Annotated in this window: 19 protein-coding genes and 1 pseudogene; 7 read left to right on the top strand and 13 right to left on the bottom strand. The window is 66.6% G+C overall.

Annotation, left to right across the window (positions count from 1 at the left end; all coding sequences use genetic code 11):
- Positions 1 to 46: 46 nt before the first annotated feature.
- From FZO89_RS12605 to FZO89_RS12575, 7 genes and pseudogenes are all read right to left on the bottom strand, one after another.
- On the bottom strand, positions 47 to 727 hold the full coding sequence (locus FZO89_RS12605; protein WP_149103585.1) for a DUF1294 domain-containing protein: 681 nt from the start codon (positions 725 to 727) through the stop codon (positions 47 to 49).
- A gap of 5 nt (positions 728 to 732) precedes the next feature.
- Positions 733 to 1,443 carry an HAD family hydrolase gene (locus tag FZO89_RS12600; RefSeq protein ID WP_149103584.1) on the bottom strand — a complete coding sequence of 237 codons (711 nt, stop codon included), beginning with the start codon at positions 1,441 to 1,443 and terminating at the stop codon, positions 733 to 735.
- 341 nt (positions 1,444 to 1,784) lie between these two features.
- The gene (locus FZO89_RS12595) at positions 1,785 to 2,885 is read right to left on the bottom strand and encodes an AI-2E family transporter (protein WP_149103583.1); all 1,101 of its coding nucleotides are present in this window, start codon (positions 2,883 to 2,885) and stop codon (positions 1,785 to 1,787) included.
- A gap of 120 nt (positions 2,886 to 3,005) precedes the next feature.
- A complete protein-coding gene (locus FZO89_RS12590) occupies positions 3,006 to 3,494 on the bottom strand; it encodes a hypothetical protein (RefSeq protein WP_149103582.1) in 489 nt (162 codons plus the stop codon).
- A gap of 110 nt (positions 3,495 to 3,604) precedes the next feature.
- A pseudogene (locus tag FZO89_RS12585) lies at positions 3,605 to 4,084 on the bottom strand (phage holin family protein); the annotation flags it as partial.
- Positions 4,085 to 4,096: 12 nt separating this feature from the next.
- Positions 4,097 to 4,462 (bottom strand): hypothetical protein, encoded by a 366-nt coding sequence (locus FZO89_RS12580; protein WP_149103580.1) that lies wholly within the window; start codon positions 4,460 to 4,462, stop codon positions 4,097 to 4,099.
- Positions 4,463 to 4,529: 67 nt separating this feature from the next.
- The gene (locus tag FZO89_RS12575; RefSeq protein WP_149103579.1) at positions 4,530 to 5,963 is read right to left on the bottom strand and encodes a trypsin-like peptidase domain-containing protein; all 1,434 of its coding nucleotides are present in this window, start codon (positions 5,961 to 5,963) and stop codon (positions 4,530 to 4,532) included.
- A gap of 528 nt (positions 5,964 to 6,491) precedes the next feature.
- On the opposite strand from FZO89_RS12575, the gene FZO89_RS12570 reads away from it, so the two are divergent.
- The 7 genes from FZO89_RS12570 (at position 6,492) to FZO89_RS12540 (ending at position 16,234) form a co-directional block, all read left to right on the top strand.
- Positions 6,492 to 8,642: an adenosylcobalamin-dependent ribonucleoside-diphosphate reductase gene (locus FZO89_RS12570; protein ID WP_149103578.1), complete on the top strand. Its 2,151-nt coding sequence runs from the start codon at positions 6,492 to 6,494 to the stop codon at positions 8,640 to 8,642.
- A 204-nt stretch (positions 8,643 to 8,846) separates the two neighbouring features.
- A complete protein-coding gene (locus tag FZO89_RS12565; RefSeq protein WP_149103577.1) occupies positions 8,847 to 9,374 on the top strand; it encodes a hypothetical protein in 528 nt (175 codons plus the stop codon).
- 59 nt (positions 9,375 to 9,433) lie between these two features.
- The gene (locus FZO89_RS12560; RefSeq protein ID WP_187471144.1) at positions 9,434 to 10,000 is read left to right on the top strand and encodes a hypothetical protein; all 567 of its coding nucleotides are present in this window, start codon (positions 9,434 to 9,436) and stop codon (positions 9,998 to 10,000) included.
- A 283-nt stretch (positions 10,001 to 10,283) separates the two neighbouring features.
- Positions 10,284 to 11,066 (top strand): TSCPD domain-containing protein, encoded by a 783-nt coding sequence (locus FZO89_RS12555; protein WP_149103576.1) that lies wholly within the window; start codon positions 10,284 to 10,286, stop codon positions 11,064 to 11,066.
- Positions 11,067 to 11,175: 109 nt separating this feature from the next.
- Positions 11,176 to 12,465, top strand: coding sequence for an AAA family ATPase (locus FZO89_RS12550; RefSeq protein ID WP_149103575.1), 1,290 nt, complete (start codon positions 11,176 to 11,178; stop codon positions 12,463 to 12,465).
- A 2,209-nt stretch (positions 12,466 to 14,674) separates the two neighbouring features.
- Positions 14,675 to 15,499 (top strand): S1 family peptidase, encoded by an 825-nt coding sequence (locus FZO89_RS12545; RefSeq protein WP_149103574.1) that lies wholly within the window; start codon positions 14,675 to 14,677, stop codon positions 15,497 to 15,499.
- Positions 15,500 to 15,640: 141 nt separating this feature from the next.
- Positions 15,641 to 16,234 carry an RDD family protein gene (locus FZO89_RS12540; protein ID WP_149103573.1) on the top strand — a complete coding sequence of 198 codons (594 nt, stop codon included), beginning with the start codon at positions 15,641 to 15,643 and terminating at the stop codon, positions 16,232 to 16,234.
- 230 nt (positions 16,235 to 16,464) lie between these two features.
- Here the strand turns inward: FZO89_RS12540 and FZO89_RS12535 are convergent, their stop codons facing one another.
- The 6 genes from FZO89_RS12535 to FZO89_RS12510 form a co-directional block, all read right to left on the bottom strand.
- The gene (locus FZO89_RS12535) at positions 16,465 to 16,893 is read right to left on the bottom strand and encodes a Dabb family protein (RefSeq protein ID WP_149103572.1); all 429 of its coding nucleotides are present in this window, start codon (positions 16,891 to 16,893) and stop codon (positions 16,465 to 16,467) included.
- 162 nt (positions 16,894 to 17,055) lie between these two features.
- Positions 17,056 to 17,733, bottom strand: coding sequence for a hypothetical protein (locus FZO89_RS12530; protein WP_149103571.1), 678 nt, complete (start codon positions 17,731 to 17,733; stop codon positions 17,056 to 17,058).
- A 43-nt stretch (positions 17,734 to 17,776) separates the two neighbouring features.
- Complete coding sequence (locus FZO89_RS12525) at positions 17,777 to 17,977, bottom strand: hypothetical protein (RefSeq protein ID WP_149103570.1); 201 nt, start codon at positions 17,975 to 17,977, stop codon at positions 17,777 to 17,779.
- A 189-nt stretch (positions 17,978 to 18,166) separates the two neighbouring features.
- Entirely contained in the window at positions 18,167 to 19,453 is a 1,287-nt protein-coding gene (locus tag FZO89_RS12520; RefSeq protein ID WP_149103569.1) for a type II toxin-antitoxin system HipA family toxin, read from the bottom strand.
- The gene (locus FZO89_RS12515) at positions 19,450 to 19,776 is read right to left on the bottom strand and encodes a helix-turn-helix domain-containing protein (protein WP_149103568.1); all 327 of its coding nucleotides are present in this window, start codon (positions 19,774 to 19,776) and stop codon (positions 19,450 to 19,452) included. Before FZO89_RS12515 ends, FZO89_RS12520 begins: the two co-directional genes overlap by 4 nt.
- 355 nt (positions 19,777 to 20,131) lie before the next feature.
- Positions 20,132 to 22,714: a bifunctional diguanylate cyclase/phosphodiesterase gene (locus FZO89_RS12510; protein ID WP_262378643.1), complete on the bottom strand. Its 2,583-nt coding sequence runs from the start codon at positions 22,712 to 22,714 to the stop codon at positions 20,132 to 20,134.
- Positions 22,715 to 22,879: the final 165 nt, after the last annotated feature.

Raw genomic sequence — 22,879 nt, 5'->3', positions numbered from 1 at the left:
GGGCGGGACTCCGGGATCGACGGCGCAGGAAGGGAAAGCGGGCGCTTCACGCCCATGGCGAGGACTGCGCCAGCTGCGCGACGACGCCTTCGCGCAGCAGCCAGGCGAACGCGGCGCAGTTGAGCAGCACCGTGGTCCAGAACACTAGCTGGAAGCTGCGCTTGCTCGACTTGTGGCGCAGCACCTGTTGCGCCAGCAGGCCGCCCGGCCAGCCGCCGGCCAGGTCGATCGCGTGCAGCGTGCTTTCGGGCGTGCGCCAGCGCCCGTGTTCGGCCGCGACCTTGTCGTGCCGGTAGGCCAGGAACGAAACCGTTGCCAGGGCCGCATAGAACAGCGGCACCACGCCCGGCCAGGTGCCGAGCAGCCAGCCACCGACGAACACGGCCACGGCGGCCGCAGTCGCCAGCCGACGCAGCAGCGCGGCACGGCGACCGGCTTCGCGACGATCGCGTGCGGCGCTCTTCGCATCGACCCGGCTGCGCGCCAGCTCGCGCATCGCGCTGGCATTGACGAACGCCACCCCGACCGCGTTGAGGCGACCCTGGGCGTCGCGCTCGATCTCGTAGCGCACCAGGTCGCCCTCGGCGGGACGACGCCCGGCGCGCTCGATCGCCTTGACGTGGACGAACGCGCGCGGCGCATCGGCGCCCGCCTGCGAGGCCAGCGGACGCACGAAACCGAAACCGCGCGCATCGTCCCACTGTTCGAGGCGACCGAGCTGCGGCATCCGCTTCAGTCCTGCCGGTCGAGCCAGTCGGCCAGCCCGGCCAGGCTGTCGAACACCAGGTCCGGACGCACGTCTTGGTGCGGCCAGTCCGCCAGCGCAGCGGGATGGTCGTCGCGCCGAAGCCAGCAGCTGCGCAGGCCCGCCAGCGCCGCGCCGCGCACGTCGGCGTCGACGTGGTCGCCGACGTGCAGCACCAGGCCCGGCGCGAGCCGCAGGCGCTCGCAGGCGGCGAGGAAGATGCTGGCCTCAGGCTTGGCCGCGCCGTGCTCGCGCGCATGCAGCTGGAACGCGAAGTGCCGGTCGATGCCGCAGCGCGCGAGGTCGGCGTTGCCGTTGCTCAGCGCCACCACCGGCAACCGCGCGGCGATGCGTTCCAGCGCCTCGAGCGCATCGGGATAGAACTCGACGCGGTTGCGTTCGGCGTAGAAGGCTTCGTACGCGGCATCGAGCAGCGCCGGGTCGCCCCGGCTGTCGCGCAGCGCGATCTCGAGCGTGAGCCGCCGCAGCGCGCTCAGGTCGTGCGCCAGGTGGGGATGCTCGCGCCACACCCGCTCGCGCAACGCCCGCATCGCCTCGACCGGGAACATCGTCGCGGTTGCCGGGCTGTGCTCGCGCATCCAGTCGTCGAGCACGCGCTCGATCCGCGCGCCGATCGGCGCGAACGGCCACAGGGTGTCGTCGAGGTCGAGGGTGATCGCGCGGACGGGGAAACTCACGCCGATATTGTAGCCGCCGGCACGGGCGGAGGGGTCCAGGAACCAGGCTGGAACCTATCCTCCCGGGATGCCGGAAACCGGACCCTTCCATGCCGGACGCAGCGAGCCGGAAGCTGTCGCCCGTTGCGCAGCAAAGCGCGAACCTGTCATCCCGAGCGCAGCGAGGGATCTGCTCGAGGATCGCGGGAACGCAGATCCCTCGCTGCGCTCGGGATGACATTGCGGAAGGCAGATTCGCCGCTCCGCTCGGGATGACATTCTCGGAAGGCAGGTTTCCCGCTGCGCCCCGGGGCGACACCTTTCCCGAACCGCGCGGTAAGGGCTCCGCGCCGCGGACCGCCCTACTCCAGCAACCGCGCCCAGCCTTCCATGCCCTCGATCCGCGCCAGCACCAGCTTCACGCACACCAGCAGCGGCACCGCCAGCAACAGGCCGATGATCCCCCACAGCCAGCCGAACAGCATCAGCGCCAGGATCAGCACCAGCGGCGACAGCGCCATCTGCCGCCCGAGCACGATCGGCGTCACCAGCTGCCCTTCGATGGTGTGCAGCACCAGGTACGCCGCCGCCGGCATCAGCGACTGCCAGGGATCGTCGAAGGTGATGAAGCCCACCAGCAGCATCGCCAGCATCCCGATCAACGGGCCCACATAGGGCGCGAAGTTGAGCAGCGCCACCATCGTGCCCCACAGCAGCGCCTCCGACAGCGGGATCTCCATCAGGTACAACCCCACCGCGAACAGCAGCCCGACCACGGTGTTGATCAGGCTGATGGTCAGCACGTAGCGCGAGACCTCGCGCTCGATCGACTGCAGGATCTCGACCGTGAACTTCTTCTGCTGGCGCCCCGGCAGCAGCGCGATCGCGTTGCGCTGCAGGTTCTCGCCGTAGACCATGAAGAAGAACGTCAGCAGCACCACCGCCAGCAGCGAGGCCAGCAGACGCGGGGTCTCGGTGAGCTTGCGGTAGGGGTCGTCGATCGCGGTCCGCACCAGCTGCGGCTGGCGGCCGGTCTCGCCACCGGCGGCGCGCGCGAAGTCCTCGGCCGCCTTGTTGGCCTCCTGCACCGGCCTGGTAAGTTCGCGCAGCCTGGGCGCGAGCTGGCGCAGCTCGCGCGGCGCCTCGCTGGCCCAGGCCATCGCCGAGGGCAGCATCTTGTAGGCCAGCGCCCCGGTCGCGGCGAGGCCGCCGCACAGCACCAGCAGCGCGCCGAGGGTGCGCGGCACCCACAGCCGTCGCAGCACGCGGATGATCGGGTTGCCGACCAGCGCGAAGAACATCGCCAGCAGCACCGGCAGCAGCAGCGCCTGCGCCGCCCACAGGGTGTAGCCAACCGCCAGCGTGGCCAGCACCACCAGCGCGGTCGAGCCGCGCGGGCGCGTGGGGGGTGGTGGGGCGGCCCCGTCTGACGCGGGAAGTTCGGGCGTGGCGTCGTGGGCCATGACGGGCGAGCGGGAAACGGGACGCGATCATGCCATTGCGTCGGTGCACGAGCCCGTGACGACGCCCTGCCGCGAAGCCGCATCGTGCAGCGCCACGTCCGCCGCGGCCGGCGGAACGCGCTAGCGTTCCGACAGTTCGGTCGCGGCCTCGGCCGGGCGCGGTTCGCTCGACCATTGCGTGTCGGCGCGGCGGCGGCCGTCGGACACGGTCCGCGGCGCCGCTTCACCCGCGGGCGCCGCTTCGTTGCCGGCCACCGCATCGGCCGTATCGACCGCCTCGTCGGCGGCATCGGCCGCATGGCCGGCATCGGCGGCCGCGACTTCGGCGGTGTCGGCCGCCTGCTTCGCCTTGAGCGAGGCCAGCAATCCGGACACGGCGCTCGCGAGCTGGACCCAGCGCGCGGGCGAGACCGCGCCCATCTTCTTCAGGGGCCGCGCGCGCCCGAACAGGAAGCCGCCGGCCAGGCCGATCGCGACGATCCGGCCGGGAGTCCAGCTCTCGCGCCAGATGGTCTTGAGCACGCGCCAGTTGGTCTGCGCGCGCAGATGCCGCGTCTCCAGGCGCCGCTCGGCCATCACCACTTCGTCGCGCAATCGTTCGAACCGCATCAGGTCGCTCCGGGGGGCACGCCCGCCGGGCGGGCGCCGTGGGCCGCGGCGGCTTCGGCCGCGGACTTCGCGGCACGCGCGGCGGCGGCTTCGGCCGAGGCCATGGCGTCCGCGCCGGGCGGCGGATCGTCGTCATCGTCGTCCGCGCTGCCGTCCTCGTCGAACAGCCCCAGCCGGGTCAGCTGGCGGCGGGTGGCGTGCATGCCGGTGTAGTCGAAGTAGCGCGAGACCCGCCAGGCCGAGAACACCGCCGCCACGACACTCACCAATGCCGCCACCGCCAGCGAGAGCAGCCACGACATGCCGTTGCGCTGCATCAGCGCGATCAGGGTCCCGGTCAGCAGCAGCCAGGCCGAGGCGCCGAACACGGTGGCCGCGCCGGCCCAGGCCAGGCCGCGACCGAAGGCGCTGCGCGCCAGCGCGAAGTCGGCGGCGATCAGACGCCGCAGTGCGCGGCCGGTGCCGCGGGTGGCGTCGAAGGCTTCGCGGCGGGCGCTGTTGAGCGCACGCAGGCTTTCGTCGATGCCCGGCGCCTGGGTGTGGTGCTTGCCTTCCCGTGCGTCGTCGCTGCTGGCTGGGTCCCCGGTCACGTCGTGGGGCGCTTACTTCTCTCCGCCGCTGCGGGCGAGCTTGGCGATGATCCAGCCGGCGGCGAAGGCGACGCCGAACGAGGCGATCGGGCGTTCGCGGATCAGGTCGGCGGCGCTGTCGATCAGGTCGCGGCCCTTGTCCATCAGCTGGTCGACCTGCTCCTTGGCCGCGCCACCGCCCTCTTCCAGCGCGGCGATGCCGGCCAGCGCGGAATCGGCCAGGTCGGCCTTGACCGCGGCGCGGCCCATGCGCAGCTCGTCGCCGGCCACGCCCGCGGCGTTCTTGATCGCGCTACCTGCGTCGCTGGCCGCGTTCTTGAGGTGGGCGCCGGCTTCGCCGAGGTTGGTCTTCATGGCGTCAGTCGAGTTGGGGCTCATCGTCTATCTCCTGGGAGGGGGCGCGCGCGGCGCGCGGGGGTGGCGCGGAGGGTCCGGGGTTGGCCGGTCACTCCATCATCAGGTTTCCGACGCGTCCACCGCGTGAAATCCGCAGGACCAGCTGGCGGGTGCCGTCGGACAAGGTATCGCGAAAACCCGCCAGATCCCGGAATTCGCCGGCATTGGCGGCGAAGATGTAGTCGCCCTCGCGCAGGCCGTTGCGGAAGGCGCGGCTGCCCGGCTCGATCTTCTCCACCAGCACCCCGCGCGCGTTCGGGTTCTGCCGGCGCACCACCTCGGGCAGGTCGGCCAGGGTCGCGCCCGCCAGTCGTTCGTCGTAGCTGGCGCCGTCGCGCGGCTGCGCGCGCAGGCGCGCGGTCACCTTCATCGGCTCGCCGTCGCGCAGCACCTCCAGCACCACCGGCGTGTCGAGCGGTTGCAGGCCCTGGAAATTGCGCAGCGTCAGCGGATCGTCCATGCGCTGCCCGCCCGCCGAGATGATCACGTCGCCGGTGCGCATCCCGGCCGCGCCCGCCGCGGAGTCGCCGTGCACGCGCGTCACCACCACCCCGCGCGGCTCGTCCAGCCCGAGCGCGGCGGCCAGGCGCGCGTCCACCGCCTGGGTGTCGATGCCCAGGGTGCCGCGGCGCACGGTGCCGGTGCTGGCCAGCTGCTGCATCACCCCCCGCGCCAGTTCCACCGGGATCGCGAAGCCCAGGCCGATGTTGCCGGCCATGCTGCCGCGCGGGTTGAAGCTGGCGGTGTTGATGCCCACCAGCTCGCCGCGCAGGTTGACCAGGGCGCCGCCGGAATTGCCCGGGTTGATCGAGGCGTCGGTCTGGATGAAGTTCTGGAAGCCCACGCCCGGCACGTTGCTGCGGCCGACCGCCGAGACGATGCCCGAGGTGACCGTCTGGCCGACGCCGAACGGGTTGCCCACCGCCACCACGAAGTCGCCGACCTCCAGCCGCGCGTCCGCCGCCAGCGGGATCGCGACCAGGTCGCCGGCCTCGATCCGCATCAGCGCCACGTCGGTGTCGGGGTCGGAGCCGATGAACTCGGCCTCCAGCGTGCGGCCGTCGGACAGGGTCACCGAGACCTCGTCCGCGTTCTCGATCACGTGGTGGTTGGTCAGCACGTAGCCGTTGGCCGCATCGACGATGACGCCCGAACCCAGCGAGCGCGCGATCCGCTCCTGCGACAGCTCCGGGAACATCCGGCGGAAGAACGGATCGTTGCCGAACGGGCTCACCTGGCGGCGCTGGGCCGCCTGCACGCTCACCACCGAGGGCGTCACCCGCCTGAGCATCGGCGCCAGCGAGGGCACCGGCTGGCCGTCGACCGCGGTCGGCAGCGCGGCGACCGTGGGCACCGGCAACGCCGGCGCGGCCGGTTCGGCGGCCTGTGCGGGCGACTGCATGGCATCGCGGATGGCGGTGGCGGCGAATCCGCCGAACGCGGCGGCGGCGGCGAGGACGAGCAGGGTCGGGGCTGGGCGCATGGTCGCGGTTCGCGGCTTCAGGCAATGGCGGAGACAGGGGCAAGATGGGCGCGGCACGCGGTCGCGGCAACCCCCGGCTGCGCACTCGCCACGCCGCACTGCGTCAAGAGGGGGCCCTGAAGTGTCGGCCGCAGCGCCTCCATCCAGCCTGAACGGGCACTTTCCCCCCGCCACGGCCACGGGCTGCGATTTTTGCCCCGCCGGCGTCCGATAGCGGTTGACTTCGCAAAACGGCGCGCGTAGCGTTCACCCCGCCCGCCACAAGATGTTGGGGTCATGTCTTCCGCCCAAGCCCAAGAGATAGGGTTTTGGCCAGAACAGACGGATCCGGCAGCGGAAGGCGACAGGGGACGCGCGGATGGCACCACAGCGCTGGAGACGGCACCTCGCACGGTTCCTCGGCGGATGCGCGCCAGCGTGACCGCAATTTTCCCGTCGTCCGACCCGGCACCCCCGGGATGGTCGGCATCGACAAGAACAACAGGCCGGGGCACGCACCCTGGCCGGCAATGAGGAGAGAACGGACGCATGAGCACGGTTCGTCTGGAAGCAGTCAAGACGCCCGCCCAACGGGAGATCCCGATGCAGCCCGCATCGCAGGACATCTGGGACAAGAAGTACCGGCTCAAGACCAAGCACGGTGCGCCGGTGGATGCCGACATCGACGGCACCTACCAGCGCGTGGCCAGGGCGCTGTCCGAGGCCGAGGCCACCCCGGAGAAGCAGAAGTACTGGAACGAGCGTTTCCTGTGGGCGCTGCGCCGCGGGGCGATCCCCGCCGGCCGCATCACCTCCAACGCCGGCGCGCTCGAGCACAAGCCCGCCACCAGCACCATCAACTGCACCGTCAGCGGCACCATCACCGATTCGATGGACGGCATCCTCGACAAGGTCCACGAGGCCGGGCTGACGCTCAAGGCCGGCTGCGGCATCGGCTATGAATTCAGCACGCTGCGCCCGCGCGGCGCGTTCGTCGCGGGCGCCGGTGCGTACACCTCCGGCCCGATGTCCTTCATGGATATCTACGACAAGATGTGCTTCACCGTCTCCAGCGCCGGCGGCCGCCGCGGCGCGCAGATGGGCACCTTCGACGTCAGCCACCCCGACGTGCGCGACTTCATCCGCGCCAAGCGCGAGGACGGGCGCCTGCGCCAGTTCAACCTCTCGCTGCTGATCACCGACGGCTTCATGGACGCGGTGGACACCGACGCCGACTGGCCGCTGGTGTTCCCGATCAGCGACAAGGAAGCCGGCGACATCGACCTGGCAGACGCCGACAAGGTGGTCTGGCGCGACTGGCCGCACAGCGACGGCTACATCGCCCGCGACGACGGCATGGTCGCCTGCAAGGTCTACGGCCACATCCGGGCCCGGCACCTGTGGGACATGATCATGGTGTCCACCTACGACTACGCCGAGCCGGGCTTCATCCTGATCGACAAGGTCAACGAGATGAACAACAACTGGTGGTGCGAGAACATCCGCGCCACCAACCCCTGCGGCGAGCAGCCGCTGCCGGCCTACGGCGCCTGCCTGCTGGGCTCGGTCAACCTCACCAAGTTCGTGCGCGACCCGTTCACCGACCAGGCCAGCTTCGACTGGGAGGAATACAAGGAAGTCGTGCGCGTGTTCACCCGCATGCTCGACAACGTGGTCGAGGTCAACGGCCTGCCCCTGCCGCAGCAGCAGGCCGAGATCGTGCGCAAGCGCCGCCACGGCATGGGCTTCCTCGGCCTGGGCAGCACCGTGACCATGCTCAAGATGAAGTACGGCTCGGCGGACAGCTGCGAGTTCACCGCGCGCATCGCCCGCGAGATGGCGGTCGCCGGCTGGGAAACCGGTCTGACGCTCGCCCAGGAAAAGGGCCCGGCGCCGATCATGGACGAGCAGTTCGAGGTCACCGCCGCCATGCTGCGCAAGCGCCCGGAGATGGCCGCCGACGGCTGGCGCGTGGGCCAGAAGATCGAGGGCAAGGTGCTGCACGCGCGCTACAGCCGCTACATGCAGAAGATCGCCACGGTCGCGCCGGAGCTGGTCGAGCAGCTGGCCGAGACCGGCGCCCGCTTCACCCACCACAGCTCGATCGCGCCCACCGGCACGATCTCGCTGAGCCTGGCCAACAACGCCTCCAACGGCATCGAGCCCTCGTTCGCGCACCACTACAGCCGCAACGTGATCCGCGAAGGCCGCAAGACCAAGGAGAAGGTCGACGTCTGGTCGTACGAGCTGCTGGCCTACCGCGAACTGGTGAACCCGAAGGCGATGCCGTTCTCGGAAGAGCCCGACGCGAAGCTGCCCGACTACTTCATCTCCGCCGACGACATCAGCCCCAAGGAACACGTCGACGTCCAGGCCGCGGCGCAGGTGTGGGTGGACTCGTCCATCTCCAAGACCGCCAACGTCCCGACCGACTACCCCTACGAAGACTTCAAGGACATCTACCGCTACGCCTACCAGCAGGGCCTGAAGGGGTGCACCACGTTCCGCTTCAACCCGGCCGCCTTCCAGGGCGTGCTGGTCAAGGAGACGGACCTGGCCAACACCACCTACCGCTTCGAGCTGGAGGACGGCAGCGTCATCGAGGTCCAGGGCAACGAACAGATCGAATACGACGGCGAGACCCACTCCGCCGCCAACCTGTTCGACGCGCTGAAAGAAGGCTATTACGGAAAATTCTAGGCGCATGCCGTCCCGGCAGCCGCAGCCGAAAACCGATGCGACGCGCCCTGCCCTTCCCCCTCTCCCGCTTGCGGGAGAGGGCCGGGGCGAGGGCAGCCCCTCGCAGTATTGCTTGCGTGGCGCGCACTTCGCGCTACATTTCGCCCACGGGCCCTTTGCCCGTAACCCGATCACCGTAAAAAAGCAAACTGACGAGGACACACCATGAGCAACGGCAACGGGGTCGCGGAGACCCTGACCCACGCCGCCGAAACCGTCGCCGAGACGGCCAAGGGCATCGGCAAGAAGGTCGCGAAGAAAGCCAGCAGTGCAGTGAAAACGGCGAAGAAGACCGCGGCCAAGGCCGAAAAGGCCGTCGCCAAGAGCGCCGGCAAGGCGAAGAAGTCGATCTCCAGCCGCGTCGCCGCGGCGAAGAAGTCGCTGGCCAGCGCCAGCAGTTCCGGCAAGGCCGAAGTCGCCGCGCTGAAGGCCAAGGGCAAGAAGAAGACCGCCAAGGCCGCGCCGAAGAAGAAGGCCGCCGCGAAGAAGGCCCCTGCCAGGAAGGCTGCGGCCAAGAAGGCACCGGCGAAGAAGGCCCCGGCCCGCAAGTCCCCGGCAAAGAAGGCGCCGGCGAAGAAGGCCGCCGCGAAGAAGGCCCCGGCCAAGGCCGCGGTGAAGAAGGCGGCGAAGAAGACCGCACGCAAGGCGCCCGCCAGGAAGGCGCCTGCCCGGAAAGCCGCGAAGAAGAAGTAAGCAGTACCCGTCGCCGCGCCCCCGGGCGCGGCGACGTCACCCGCAGGGAGGAGGTTCCCATGGCATCGTTGAAGAAGGCAGTCACCCGCGTGAAGAAGGCCGTCGCCAAGGCCGTCCGCAAGGCCACCCCGAAGAAGGCCGCGCGCAAATCCACCGCGAAGAAGGCCGCGACGAGAAAGAAGGCCACCACGAAGAAGACCGCGAGGAAGACCGCCCGAAAGGTCGCGAAGAAGGCCGCGGCGAAGAAGACCACGGCAAGGAAGGCGACGAAGAAGGCCACCCGCAAGGCGCCGGCCCGGAAGGCAGCGAAGAAGGTCGCCCGCAAGGCATCGGTGAAGAAGGCCGCGAAGAAGGTCGCCCGCAAGGCGCCGGCGAAGAAGGCGGCGAAGAAGGCCACCCGCAAGGCGCCAGCGAAGAAGGGGGCGAAGAAGGCGACCCGCAAGACGCCCGCCAGGAAGACCGCGAAGAAGGCCGCCAAGAAGACCCGCCGCACCGTGATGCGCTCCTCGACCGGCAAGAAGCTCTACGCCGTGCGCGCCGCCGACGGCAGCTTCAAGGACATCCAGACCTACCAGCGCGCCCACGCCGCCGACCTGCGCAAGAAAGGCACCAAGGCGGACAGGTAACGCGCCCCATCCCGTAACCCGCCCCATCCCGCTGTTCCCCTCTCCCGTCTGCGGGAGAGGCCGGGGTGAGGGCCCAGCTCCTCCCTCTCCCGCCCTGCCGGAGAGGACCATGCTTTCCCCCTCTCCCCTTCCGTGCGGGAGGGCCGCTGTTCCCCTCTCCCGTTCCGTGCGGGAGGGCCGCTGTTCCCCCTCTCCCGCCTTGCGGGAGAGGGCCGGGGTGAGGGCCAGGCCCGCCCCACGCACTTCCAACATTCCAGCACCACGCACCACCAGGACCCACGCAATGGCCGTCAAGATCGACAAGAAGATCACCGGATACGCCGTCGTCACCCCCGAGGACAAGGAGAAGGCCGTCGCCGGCGCCTCCGTCCCGCGCGAGAAGGTGGAGGCCGAGCTGCCCAAGACCGCCGACGTGATCCACATGCACGAGCGCATCGAGCGCCCCGAAGTGCTGATCGGCAGCACCTACAAGATCAAGTCGCCGCTGGTGGAACACGCCATGTACGTGACCATCAACGACATCGTGCTCAACGCCGGCAACGAGCACGAGCACCGCCGCCCGTTCGAGATCTTCATCAACTCCAAGTCGATGGAGCACTTCCAGTGGATCGTCGCGCTCACGCGCATCATGAGCGCCGTGTTCCGCAAGGGCGGCGACGTGACCTTCCTGGTGGAAGAGATGAAGGCCGTGTTCGACCCCAAGGGCGGCTACTTCAAGGCCGGCGGCGTGTACATGCCCAGCCTGGTGGCCGAGCTGGGCAGCATCGTCGAGGACCACCTCAAGTCGATCGGCATGCTCCACGACCCCGAGATGAGCCCCGCGCAGAAGGCCCTGATCGCCGAAAAGCGCCGCGCCTACGAACAGCAGTCAAAAAAAAACTCTGACGTAGACGCCACCCCCGAAGACCCCGGCTACCCCGAGCCCGTCGGCGACATCGAAGTCACCGGCGACGGCGCCTCGTTCCCGCCCTCCGCCAGCATGTGCCACAAGTGCAGCACCAAGGCGCTGGTGCTGATGGATGGGTGTGCGACTTGTTTGAATTGTGGGTATAGCAAGTGCGGGTGAGTCGCTTGCGACATTGTTGAGTGAGACCGAAAGGGCCAGTCGTTCAGAAGTGAACCTGGCCCTTATTCTTAAAGTTTGGCGTTGTGCTTTAGTTGACGAGGAATAGCGAATGGACCCTGAGGTTGGCTTTACATCGGATGTGATCCGCGACCCGGCTCGCTTTGTTGGCAGGACTAACCAGCTGACAGACTGCATGAAGGCAGTTAATGCACCTCTGAGCCTAATTGCGGTTTACGGGAAGCGCGGTGTCGGCAAGTCATCTCTCATGCGCCAAGTGCAACAGATGGCGCTGGGAGATTACACGCTAGCGAAGTACGCAGGACTGCAAGGCCAGATTCCGCAAAAGCCACGAAAGTACCTGACGACCTACTACACATGCGACTCCTCGATCAACGGAGTCGAGGGGTTGTTGCGCCGACTTTGTAATGACCAAGACGGCGAAGACGGCTTGCTGCGACTAGTACCAAATGATGGAAAAGAACTAGTCGAATTTGACCGCATTAAAGAGGTTAGCGCCGGCGCCGATCTGAAAGTCGTAAATTGGGGCGCTAAGGGTATTGAATCCTCCAAATACGCAAAAACTGTGGAAGGAGACATAGTCCAGACTTTCCGAAATTATTTGTCTGCGATCGTCACCCACCAAGTCAAAGGGAAGATGAAGCGAGATGGATTGCTAATTCTTCTCGATGAATTTGATGTAATCGAGAATAAGAGTGGAATCGGATCTTTGATCAAGTCCTTGTCATCAGCGGACGTCAAGTTTGCAATTTGCGGGATCGCGCGTGACCTCACTGATCTGGTTGAAGATCACGCGTCTGTTGAGAGGCTTCTTGAAGAAGGCGCTATCCATGTCAAAGCAATGATTCCAGCTGAGACAAGTCAAATTTTCTCCACTGCGGAGCGACTTTTTAAGAACGAGATCGTTTTTGATCCCGACGTGGTTGGGAAGATCAGTGAGCTAAGCGGGGGTTATCCCTATCTGGCGCAACTGCTTGGTAAGGAGTGTGTGACTGTCGCGAACAGATTGAGCGTAAAACTTGTCGACCCCACAGTACTTACGGAAGTTCTTGATGACGTAAGAAATGGCACTGCCTTTCCGACTCTTGAATCTCAGTATCAGCGCGCCATAGGCGAATCTGAGGACAGAAAGATTCTTCTTCACTTTTTGGCTGAGCAAGAGGATCGAGCCGACATCTCAGCTGACGAGCTTGGAAGAGTGCTGGTAAAGCGACTGCGACAAGATGCTAAGGACGTGGGTATTGAGTGGGTCGACCAGCTGTTGCCTCGGCTACTAGATAAGAAATTTGGTCCCGCTCTCTTCAGGCTGCCTGAGAAGCAGGGTGTATACGAATTTGTAAATCCCGTATTTCGACTGTATGTAAGGCTGAGGAACTTTTGAGCCAAGGCTCACGCAAATGCGGTGTCAGACTAGCTTAAAAAAAGGTGTCAGGGACATTTAGCCCCTCCTGAGAAATGGTGTCAGGGGAATAAGGGGACGGAGGGAATTAAACCTAGCGATCTAAAGGGGACGGAGGGAATTAATCTGCTTTGATTGTTTCAGGCACTCGGGACCAAGCCCGGTTGGGGCTCGGACAGGAAGATTCAGGGAGATTCACTTGTCGCAAGATGTGGGATCCAGTACGGACACACGTGGACACCTCTGGATTGCGGGACTGTGCGCTGTCGTTGCGTACCTGTCGCCTGCCAAGTTCCACGGACTTTCGGGATGGCTAGGCGCGGGCGGCTGGCTGCTTCTGGGTGTGGTTGTCCTGGCCAACCCAACGCTCGCGGCGGTACGTCCCCGCTTCACCCGCCATCCAGTACTTGGCTCGATGCTGGCGTTCGCCGCCTTGTCGCTTATCGTGAGCAGCGTGGTTGTCTGGTCTCTTGATCGCTGACCAACGGTTTGGAAGAACGGGACAAGGTACATGCTGCGATTGCTGCTGCTCAGCCTGCTTGCCGCAACGTCGTCCGATCTAAAGGGGACGATCTAAAGGGCAGCTCTAAGGGGACGGAGGGAATTAAGCCAGTTAATTCCCTCCGTCCCGTTTTTTAGTCCCGTTTTTTAGAAGAGGAAGAGCGTTGGCTTCAGTTGACTCTTCGCGACTGGTTTCGGCTGATGGAGTAACCCGCGCCAACATAGAGTCCGCCCTATCGACGGGACACTGGATCAGATTCATTCTGCGTGGGGGCCTCGCAACTGCATGTGGGTCATTCCTATTCATGAGGTGACAATTGATCAGCTACTCAACTGTGATCCCACTAAAGTGCGGAACGACTGCGCGAGAGGTCTTGGACCTGGGGCATAGATGGATATCGGGGAGCCCATACTCTTCGATTCAGGCCGGATCACTTTCGTTACCCGACGTTGATGATGAAACATACTTGGACACAGGGGCAGAGCAGGTTTCGACCATCTTGGTTGAGCTGTCAGAAAAAGTACTTGGTGGTTTGAGATACGTGACTCGCGACAACGAAGGCATCGAGTGGACGACTTCTCTCGGCTGTGTTACGGATGCGGATGGTCAGCTTCTCGTGTCAATCCAGGTCTCTTCGGAAAAGTACGGAGTTGTTCCGAAATTGCCACCTGCGCGTAAACCTTACCTCGTTAAGTTGCTCTTAAGCGAGATTGGTGGCGGGAGTGACGGTGAGATTCCGGTCTCAGATAAGTCAATACCACTTGCGTCGACTCACGCCAGAGTCGCAGCTGCTCTGATAAGAGGAGAGGGAAGCAATCGCCTGCCAATCGTTTATGTTAGCGCGATCTAAAGGGGACGGAGGGAATTAATCTGCTTTGATTGTTTCAGGCACTCGGGACCAAGCCCGGTTGGGGCTCGGACAGGAAGATTCAGGGAGATTCACTTGTCGCAAGATGTGGGATCCAGTACGGACACACGTGGACACCTCTGGATTGCGGGACTGTGCGCTGTCGTTGCGTACCTGTCGCCTGCCAAGTTCCACGGACTTTCGGGATGGCTAGGCGCGGGCGGCTGGCTGCTTCTGGGTGTGGTTGTCCTGGCCAACCCAACGCTCGCGGCGGTACGTCCCCGCTTCACCCGCCATCCAGTACTTGGCTCGATGCTGGCGTTCGCCGCCTTGTCGCTTATCGTGAGCAGCGTGGTTGTCTGGTCCATTGATCGCTGACCAACGGTTTGGAAGAACGGGACAAGGTACATGCTGCGATTGCTGCTGCTCGGATCTAAAGGGGACGGAGGGAATTAATCCGCTTTGATTGTCTCAGGCACTCGCAGCCAAGCCCGGTTGGCGCTCAGACAGGGAGATTCAGGGAGATTCACTTGTCGCAAGATATGGGATCCAGTACGGACACACGTGGACACCTCTGGATTGCGGGACTGTGCGCTGTCGTTGCGTACCTGTCGCCTGCCAAGTTCCAGGGATTTTCGGGATGGCTAGGCGCGGGAGGCTGGCTGCTTCTGGGTGTGGTTGTCCTGGCCAACCCAACGCTCGCGGCGGTACGTCCCCGCTTCACCCGCTATCCAGTACTTGGCTCGATGCTGGCGTTCGTCGCCTTGTCGCTTATCGTGAGCAGCGTGGTTGTCTGGTCCATTGATCGCTGACCAACGGTTTGGAAGAACGGGACAAGGTGCATGCTGCGATTGCTGCTGCTCAGCCTGCTTGCCGCAACGTCGTCCGCCAGCGCGGTCGTGATCCGGCATGACGTCGATGACACGGAGTACCGGGTGACGGCGGCCGAGTTCCCGGCGCTCGTCGACATGCCCGGCGAGGGCCATGGGGTGCTGGTGGAACCGCGCTGGGTGGTTACCGCCGCCCATACGATTCCGTCGCAGCCCGGGCCCTGGCAGGTCGTCATCAACGGCGTGCCCAGGAACGTCGAGCGTGTCGTGACGCATCCCGGTTACAAGCTGCCGCCGCACGCGCTGATCCACCAGGCCATGGCCACCGGCGAAGCGGTGCTGGTGCTGGTGCTGCTCGCATCCTCCGACGACATCGCCATGCTCAAGCTGTCGGAGGCGGTCACCGATGTCGTGCCCGCGCCGCTCTACCTTGGCAGCGATGAAGCCAACCGGATCGTCAGGATCCTGGGCAAAGGCGCCGCGGGAACGGGCGCCATTGGTCACGATCCACAGGGCCCCAATCGCACGGAACTGCGCCGCGCCTTCAACACCGTCACCAGCGCGCACGAGCGCTGGTTCTGCTACGTGTTCGATGCGCCCCCTTCCGGGCTGCCGCTCGAGGGCATCCTCGGCAACGGCGACAGCGGCGGCCCCGCGCTCATCGAGGTGGATGGGCAATGGCGACTGGCTGGGCTGGCTTCCTGGAAGTTCCTCGAAGGCGACGTCAGGACCGTCTGGCCGGGCCGCTACGGACAGAGCGCCTGCAATGTCCGTATCAGTCACTATGCGAGCTGGATCGAGGGGGTGATCGCCGGCGAGCCGCCAGCGGCTGGCTGACTGTAAGGGGACCAAAAAAAGGTGACGGAGGGCAATGATCGGCTTAGATTGCCTCCGTCCCCTTTACGTCGTCAGGAGCAGGGGAGCGTTCGCCATGGGGATGGCGCCGGTGCGATTGCACAGTGCAACAGGGGGTGTGCGATGGAGATTCAGGTAGAGTCCGACGCCCCGCCGAGGGCGAATGTAGACGTGCGTCCTTGGCCACGCTACTTCGCACGCATGATCGACGTGTTCGTCTTTTCCTTCGTGGCAATCTTCGTGGTCGTGATCTACCTGGAACTCCTACAGGCGGATACGGAACGGGTCGACAGGTTGCTGGGCCTTTTCGAAGGACTGGGTGGGACGGTCCTGTCGAATGTGATATCGCCGATCGTGGCGATCCCGCCGATCGCGCTGCTGCTGGCTTCCGGGCAGACGCCGGGAAAGTGGCTCTTCGGAATTCGGGTGCGCACACGCGAAGGACGCAGGATGGGCTTTGTCCTGGCACTCCGGCGAGAGGCCACGATCTACGTGCGCGGCTTGGGTCTTGGGCTGCCGCTAGTCACCCTGTACACGATGGCGACCAGCTTCGGTGATCTCTCCAACAATGGCATCACACGGTGGGACAGGTCGCTCGGCTTGGAGGTGCATCATGCGCCCGCTACCTGGTTCTGGTGGGTGCGCGCGATCTTCGGCGGCGCCATTGTGGTGGCCTTGATGTTCGCAGGCACGATTGGGACGTTCACGTCCCTCTGACACGCTGCAAAGACGCGGGATCTAAAGAGGCGGAGGGAATTGAGCCAGTTGATTCCTTCCCGCTTTTGTCAACGCGATGCCGGAAAGATTGAGGTGGTAGGGCGCGCCTTATCGCATCCATGCGACCGCGGCAGATAGCATGGCCGCCGAACCGGGCCGAGTCACTGGAGGCCTGCCGCGACGCGACGCGACGTCCAGGATGTACCTGCCACTTTCCGGGAGCCAATGGGTTACGGCGCGACAGCCTTGACGTCATACACCACCACCCGCTCCCACAGGTGCTCGCAGTCGGCGACGAACTGCTTGTGGATGGGATGGATCTGATAGGCGTCCTGCCCGGCCACATCGTCGAAGAACAGGAGCTCCGAGGCGCTGTAGCTGCCGTCGACCACGCCGCGCTGCTCGGTATCCGCCGGCACGCCGATGTGGATGCCGCGCACGGTGTCGATGCCCGCCAGCGTGCGCAATCCGGCGAGCAGTGCGGCGAGATCCTCGCTGGACTCCGGATTCTTCAGCCAGAAGAACACGTGGTGCACGACCGGCGGGAACGCTGCCTTGCCGGCGGGTGTGGACGCGGCCGCGCGGGCGCCGGTGGCGGTCGCGCCGACGGCCAGGGTGGTGGCGGCGAGGAGGATGTCTCGGCGGCTGCGATCGGTCATGATCCGGGTCCTTCGGTGGATGGCCTGCGGGCCCACGAGTATAGGGGGCCATCGGCGATGCCCCAGCACGTCTGCGCCGAGGAAAGCAGGGGTCGGAGCCGACTTTCCGGGGATAGGTCGATGCGGTGCTGCCGCCATCGATCCGCGCATCGATTGCCGACTTCAGAGCGCGGCTTCCTTCAGGTCGTGGAACGCCACATCCGACCCGAAGCCTCGGGCGAGCAGTGCGTCGCGCAGCGATGCGTGCACGAGAATCGCGTTCGGGGACTCGACAAGCCGGAAGAGTTTCAGTCCATCGGGCGTTCGCGCGTCGGTCGTCACGGGATCGGGCGGTCCGCCAGCCGATGCCAGGTCGACGGCCTCCGACACCGCGCCTTCGCCCAGGTCAACTGCGGACACCAGGCCGAGGATGTTGACGGCCTTGTAGTGGCTGAAGATCGCGCCGGGCGCGGGATCGATCCACTCGTCCAGGTCGGTATGGCCGATCTCGCGCAGGTAGCGCTCCACATCGCCGACGCCGGCTTCGCGCAGTTCGCGGTGGAGGTCGTCGATCACGCCCCGGTTGTCGGGGTTGTGGATGGCCACCGCGTAGGTCTCGAAGTTGTGCACGCCGCAGTCCCGGAGCGCCTGCACCAGGTCGTCGCGCCAGAGCGGCGGGTTGGTCTCCAGGATGGCGCCCAGATGCGGCGCCTCGTCCCCGGAGAACGGTCGGTAGGGATGCAGGGCGAACGGCAGGGGCACGGGCACCGGCGCCGTGATCGGGGCGCCGCGCCACCAGCTCACGCCGTCGATGGCGGGCGCGTGGGCGATCCGGCGCCGGGGGCGGCTGGTGGCCGACATCAGGCAGTACGTGGGGCGCTCCTGCAGCCACCCATCGCCCGCGCTAGGCACCGTGTCCGTCCGGCCAGCCGCAGACGCAGACGCGGTTCCCGGCCCGGTCCGAGAGCGGCCATTGGGCGGCGGCCACGCGCAAGGCATGGTCCAGCGAATCCACCCGGACCACCGCCGTGGCGCCGCCATGCAGCAGCACCCAGTCGTCCACGCCTTCGGCACTGCGGAAATCGTGCCACCCCTGCTCGCTCATGCCGCCACTCCGCCTGGATGCATTCGCACGCATTATCCGACGGGCCTCGCCGCATTGCGTGTGCGGCGCAAGGCGCGCGCATGGCCGTTCGTCGCATCCGGCCTGCCCTCAGGCGCGCCTTTGCCAGGTTCACGGACTCTGCAGCTTCACGTGGGACGGCTCGGTGGGGCCAGGTCACCAGACCAGGGCTCAGCGCGCGCTGTCGATCACCGGCTCCATCAGGTCGATCTCCGCAGCAGGTGCCCGGGCAGCCTTTGCCACCGTCCGCCAGCCGGCCACCGCTTCCCGCACCTGGTCGGCAATCTCCCCTGCCCGGGCTTTCGTGAGCCGGTAGTGCCGGTGGTCCGCCAGCGCGCCCCCCGCATCGGGAGCGGGATCGTCACCCGCGATCCCCAGGACGTGCACATCCTTGTGCGGGTTCGGGTTCACATCGAAGGCCGGGGAGAGACGCCACCCACCCTCCATGCGCAGGAACCCGTGGTTGCGCAGGTGGTCATCCCGGTTGCCGACCAGGATGTTGAAGATCACCCGGCGAAACAGCTGTTCCAGATCGTCCGCGATCGCGCCGGGCGCGCCCGACAGCCCGATCTCGTCGGCGATGTCCCGGTAGCTCACTCCCTCACTGTCGGGTGCGTTGAGCAGGGTCATGGCCGATGCGTAATGGATGCGCCACCCCTGGTTGTCACGATCGAAGCGCCGCACCGCGAAGGTATGGCCATTGGCCGACAGGCGCAGCAGCCTGGCATCCGGCATGGAGATGCCCGCCTGCCGGGCCAGCTGCCAGGTGATGAACTCCCAGCGGCCCACATCGTATTCGTCGTCGGCCCCCGGGAACTTGGCCAGCCACAACTGCCCATCGACGCCGGCAAAGCCCGACTTCGGCCTGGCGCCCCCCAGGGAGGCGCCAGGGGCAATCAGCTGACGGAGCCACACCTGCTCCTCGGCCGCCAGGTCCCGGCCGGAATCGACTGCCCGCGCCACTGCCTCCAGCTCACCCAGGCGCGTCACGGGAGGGGCCGCAAGTGCGGAGTCGTCCAGCCATCGGCCAGAACCCGGATCGCGCATCCGCAGCGCCCCCATGCGTGCAGAGTCCGGCGAGCCCAGAAGGTAGTCCCAGGAGCGCAGGCCGCGAATCCTTCGATCCTCGGCCTTTGCCCGCATCGCCTCGCGCCGCTTCATCAGCATCTTGCCCCAGCGGTCAGGGGAGCAGTCGTCGAACGCCGGGGCGAGGGCATCCACCCCTCCCTCGCTGCCCATGAAGTGACGCCCCGCGTGGAGCGGCAGGGTGGCATCCAGCTGGAAGCAGCCATCGGCACCGAACCATCCCTCGTCGTACACGAAGCTCAGCCGATCGCCACTCCGGGTGACATCGCGCAGGATCCGGCCCACCAGCACAGGCTCATCCCGCTCATGGTCGTCGTACAGCACCTCCACCGCGGTCAGGCCGGCAATGTCCAGCGGCGCCACATCGTTCATCGCGACACCGCGCGGTCAGCGGGCTTGCGGCCCTTGCGGGAAAGCTGAGCCATGGCCAGTTCGTGACCCACCTTGTCGTTGCCGGCCAACAGGTCTATGTCGCCCTCCAGCCCCAGCACCCCCAGGTAGCGAAACAGCGTCTCCATGCTCACGGAGGGGTCGCCGTTCTCCAGCTTGGAGATGGTGACCCGGGCAACGCCGCATCGCTCCGCCATCAGGGACTGGCTGATCCTGCGGGCGACGCGCGCGTCAGCGAGCCGCTTTCCGAGAGCGGAAACCGGCTTGCGGAGGCGGATGGGGAGCGTCTTGGTCTGGCTTCTCATGTCTGGAATAGTAAACAAAAGAGGCTCAATTGAACACTATTCTGTACATGAAAGCATTCCGGTACCGGAGCCAGGAGCACCTGGTACCGGATGGGACCGGCCCGCTGCAGACAACGGAGAGCAATGTGTCAGGGACATTTCGCCCGGTTGCGAGCGTAAGCAGGCAGGTGGGACATGCCGTGGCACGGAACGGCTACTCGCCTCGGTGGGCAGGCGTCCATTGTCGCTGACATCTTTGTGTGCGGACGCCTTCGTGCGCGCTGAGCACCATGCCGATCACGGCATGGCGGTCCAGGCACCGGATGGAGAAGGATGATCCTCAACACGCAGTACCGATTGTCGCGGTTCGACTCGATCAACGGGGACCGGCCTGTCCACGCTGGAACGCCACCCGCTCGGGCCGGTGCAGCAGGAAGCCCTGGGCATAGTCCACGCCGAGCTCGCGCAGTACCGACAGCACGCTCTCCTCCTCCACCCATTCCGCGAGCACCCGCAGACGGCGCTCGTGGCCGATCCGGGTCACCGCATCGACGATGATGCGGCTCACCGGATCGCGCCCCAGGTCGCGCACGAAGCTGCCGTCGATCTTGATGCTGTCCACCGGCAGGTTCTTCAGGTAACCGAACGAGGACATGCCGGCGCCGAAATCGTCCAGCGCGATCCGGCACCCGGCCGCGCGCAGGCGCTCGATCACCTGGGCGACGCGCTTGAGGTCGCGCACCGCCACCGTTTCGGTGATCTCGAAGCACAGTCGCTGCGGCTGCACCCCGAACGTGGCCACCGCGTCGAGGATGAAATCCGCCAGGCCGTCGTCCTCGACGCTGGCACCGGACAGGTTGATCGAACAGCTCTGCAGCTGCGCGCCGCACGGATGCAGCCGCGAGAAGTTGGCCAGCGCGGTCCGGATCACCCAGCGGTCCACGGCCGGCATCAGCCCGTAGCGCTCGGCCGCGGCAAGGAATGCCCCGGGCAGGATCACGCCGCCCGCGGGGTCGCGCAGGCGCAGCAGCAGCTCCACATGCATCCCGGCATCTGCCGCCGGGTCCAGCGCCACCAGCTCCTGGTAGTCGAGCAGCAGATGTCCCTGCTCCAGCGCCCCGCGCAGGCGGTTGGCCCACTCCATCTCGCCGATGCGGTGGGTGCTGGCGGCATCGTCGCGATAGGTGCAGACGCGGTTGCGCCCACTCTCCTTGGCCTGGTAGCACGCGCTGTCGGCCCAGGCCAGCAGGTCCTTGAGCGTGCTGCCCCTGCGCTCGACCATGACCAGGCCGATGCTGGCGCTGAGCGTATAGGTGCGTTCGTGCCAGCGGAAGATGTGCCGCTCGATGGCGCGGCGGATGCGCTCGGCCAGCGCTTCGGCCTGCGCCTGGTCCACGCCGGGCGCCAGCACGCCGAACTCGTCTCCGCCCAGCCGGGCCAGGATGCTGCCGGGCCCGAGTTCGGCGCGCATCGCGCGCACCAGCTGCACCAGCAACTGGTCGCCCGCCGCGTGTCCGGACAGATCGTTGATCAGCTTGAACTGGTCCAGGTCGAAGTACAGCAGCGCGAACGGCACGGCCGCCACGGTCCCGTCATGACCGGCCAGCGCTTCGCGCAGCAGCCGCTCGAACTCGCGACGATTGCACAGCCCGGTCAGCTCGTCGTGCGTGGCCTGGTAATGCAGACGCTCGGTCATCGCGCGCTGCGCACTCGTATCGGTGGCGACCATCAGCAGGTGCGGAACGCCCTCCACCTCCACCTGCGCCAGCGACGCATTGATCCAGAACGGGGCATTGCCTGCCGGGGCCAGCATCGCTTCCTGACTGCGCCAGCCGCTGCCGCTCGTCGCCATGGCGATGGCGTCCTCGCAGGCGCGGATGCTGGCGAACAGCGCGCACAGGGGCAGCCCGACCACATCGCCCAGCAACTCGCGGGAGGCCTGGTTGGCGTAGGTGATCCGGCTGCCATCGCCATTGGCCAGCAGCACCAGCGCCGGCAGCAGCTCGTTGAGGGTGCGGAAGCGCGCTTCGCTTTCGCCGAAGCGCGCGCTCATCCGCCGCCCCAGTTCCACCGCACGCTGCCGGGTGGTCATCTGCGACCACAGCAGCAGCGCCAGCAGCACGCTGATCGTGGTGCCGGCGACGAGGATCGCGCGCAGCTGCCCCCATTCGGCGGTGTCCCTGCGTGGCCACAGGCGCATCTCCCAGCGGCGGCCGCCGAAATCCATCCGGCGCACCTGCTGCGGGAGCGCCGGGGCCGGCTGCGCGGAAGCGAATATCAGGTCCTGGCCCGGCGGCGCGTCCAGATCGCGGATATGCACATGCATGTCGTCCAGTACCCGGCCCTCCAGCGCCCGGGTGATCATCGGCTCCAGCCGCAGGCTGACCGCCAGCGCACCGATCTCGCGGGCACGGCGTTCGGCCACCGTCAGCGGAACCGTGCCGTGGGAATAGACCGGCAGGCGCACGGTGATGCCCAGCGCGCTCTCCGCCCCGTCCTGGAACTGCAGCAGCTGGAACGGGGCCGACGCGGTCGGCAGGTCACGGTCGCGCGCCAGCTGCAGCGCCCGCAGGTTGGCCGGCTGTCGGCTGATATCGAAGCCGAGCAGGACCTCGTTTCCTTCCAGCGGCGCCACGAACTGGTAGCGATACGCGTCCGGCCCGGAATGGTCGGGGCTGGCCTGGCGCTGCGCGAACGCGGTGAGCACATAGCCCTGTGCCAGCTCGTGCGGGCGCAGGTTCTGCTGGTAGTGGGCGAACTCCTGCTGGTTCATGCCCTTGCTGGACAGGAACACGGTCTGCATCGAGCGCAGCACCATCGCCGCCCCGTTCAGCGGTTGGCGCATGCGCGACTGCGCCCCGGTCGCCAAGGCCTGCTGCAGCAGGTCGGCTTGCCGCTGCTGCTGCGCCCACTCGTGACGCGCGATCGCCGCGGTGCCCAGCAGGCCCAGCAGCAGCAACGCCAACGCCCAAAGAAGAGAGCTGGACGGCCATCCGCGTGCGCCGGCCTGATCTGCCCCCATCTCGCCGTGCGCCTTTCCTGGTTCCCGTGCTGGCATGAGCGTGGCTCCATGACGGGAACGGCAACGATGCTGCCCCTCACCCGTTGCACAGTGAAAAGCGGC

The sequence above is a fragment of the Luteimonas viscosa genome (assembly GCF_008244685.1).
Classification (GTDB): domain Bacteria; phylum Pseudomonadota; class Gammaproteobacteria; order Xanthomonadales; family Xanthomonadaceae; genus Luteimonas; species Luteimonas viscosa.
This window is presented reverse-complemented; position numbering and strand designations above follow the sequence as displayed.